Source organism: Paraglaciecola sp. (assembly GCF_030730205.1).
Lineage (GTDB): Bacteria > Pseudomonadota > Gammaproteobacteria > Enterobacterales > Alteromonadaceae > Paraglaciecola.
The window spans coordinates 1-1,994 of the sequence record NZ_JANQVQ010000272.1 but is presented as its reverse complement, the minus strand read 5'-3'; the positions used below and the strand labels follow the sequence as shown (position 1 = coordinate 1,994).

At 46.3% G+C, this 1,994-nt stretch carries 1 protein-coding gene; it reads left to right on the top strand.

The annotated features are described in order from the left end of the window. Positions 1-153: 153 nt before the first annotated feature. Positions 154-1,860 carry a YdiU family protein gene (locus tag NWQ57_RS17550; protein ID WP_306023471.1) on the top strand — a complete coding sequence of 569 codons (1,707 nt, stop codon included), beginning with the start codon at positions 154-156 and terminating at the stop codon, positions 1,858-1,860. Positions 1,861-1,994 lie beyond the last annotated feature (134 nt).

Below are 1,994 nucleotides of genomic sequence, written 5' to 3'. Positions count from 1 at the left end.
CTTTCTGCTTTTAAATCGATTTACAATCATGATTTAATTTTTAAGAGTCTTGTTCAAGTCCATGCCGTTATAATCAAGCTTGAAAAGTTTGCTTATCGAAATGGTTCAGGGACAATAGATAATCCAGCTACTAAGCCAATTCGAGAATTAAAAATGATCCAGCAGACACGCACTCCAAGCATTGCGACACTCGATGACCTCGCGACATTGGTCAATTACTCGCTAATGGACACGCTCAACTGCGATCCGCATGCAAAAACAGACGGAGCCGACCACATTCCACGCCAAGTGTTCACTGGCCACTATGTACCCGTTAAGCCTACCCCACTTATCGATCCTGAGTATGTAGCACACAGCAAACACCTTTTTCACGAACTCGGTTTTGCTGATAGCTTGGCAGAAACAGCTGACTTCGTTCGCTTGTTTTCGGGCGACATGTCACAGGTGCCAATGCCGATGCGTAACGTTGGTTGGGCGACTGGATATGCACTTTCAATTTTTGGTACCGAATACTCTCAGCAATGCCCGTTTCGCACCGGCAATGGATATGGTGATGGCCGCGCCATTTCTGTGCTTGAAGCGGTCATTCAAGGTCATCGCTGGGAAATGCAATTGAAAGGTGGTGGGCGAACGCCTTACTGCCGCGGTGCCGATGGTCGTGCCGTTCTGCGCTCAAGTATCAGAGAGTTCTTGGCCCAAGAGCACATGCACTCGCTTGGCGTACCTACTTCACGATCTCTGAGTCTATATGTGTCGAAAACACAGAGAGTCAATCGGCCATGGTACTCCTATACAGCTCAATCTGGGGATCCTGACGTCTTCATATCGGAGGCAGCCGCCATCTCAACACGGGTCGCACCTTCATTCATCAGGGTCGGGCAACTTGAACTTTTCGCTCGCCGTGCGCGCAGCAATGAACACCCCAACGCCATGGAAGAGCTCGAGCAGATTGTTCTGCACTTGATTGAGCGTGAATACGCTGCCGTTATCGATAAAACCCTGGGTCTCCCCGAAAAAGTGATCTTGCTGGCTGATGAGTTTTGCCAGCGACTGACCTCTCTCATAGCCAACTGGATCCGAGTTGGTTTTTGTCAGGGCAATTTCAATAGCGACAATTGCGCAGCCGGCGGCTTTACGCTTGATTATGGGCCTTTTGGTTTCTGCGATGTGTTCAATCCGCACTTTCAGTCATGGACGGGTGGCGGGCACCACTTTTCGTTTTTAAACCAAACAGAGGCGGCACAGCGCAACTTCCAAATGTTTTGTACTGCGTTGCGGCCTTTAATTGAATCAGATCAAGACAATTTGAAGCAGCTTGAAGCGATCCAACTTGGCTTTTCGCAAGTGATGCAAGCAAAAATGGAGAAAATGTGGGCAGCAAAATTGGGCATTGGCACATTTAACTCAGAGTTATTCAGTGAGCTTCAAACTCTTATGGTGCAAACGCCTGTCGATTACACTATTTTCTTTCGTGAGCTATCAACTGTACCGGATGATATTGAGCCACTCAAAAAAAGCTTTTACAACTCTACAAAGGAAATAGAAAAACGCTGGTCAGCGTGGCTCACAAAATGGAACTTGCTCATTTGCAGCGCTCATGTTGATTCCCCCTGTTCTCGCGCAGAACTCTCTAGGCAAATGAAGCTTGTAAACCCTAAATATTGTTTAAGAGAGTGGTTTGTTGTGCCTGCCTATCAGCAAGCAAATACAGGAAACTACACATTGGTTCGAGAGCTGCAGGACGTTATGACACAGCCTTATGCAGAGCAATCACAGGAAATGGAAGACAAATATTATAAGCGCAAACCACCTGAATATTTTAATGTCGGTGGTTTGTCTTATTACAGTTGCTCGTCGTGATTTTTTTAATACAGCCTAGCCAGAGAGAGCAGTCTAGAACGGCTGCTATTTTACTACTGTGATATTCTCCAGTTAAATAACCAAATTAACGTTGCTACAACAAGGAGCCGTTAAGATACTCAGTGCTTTTTAAA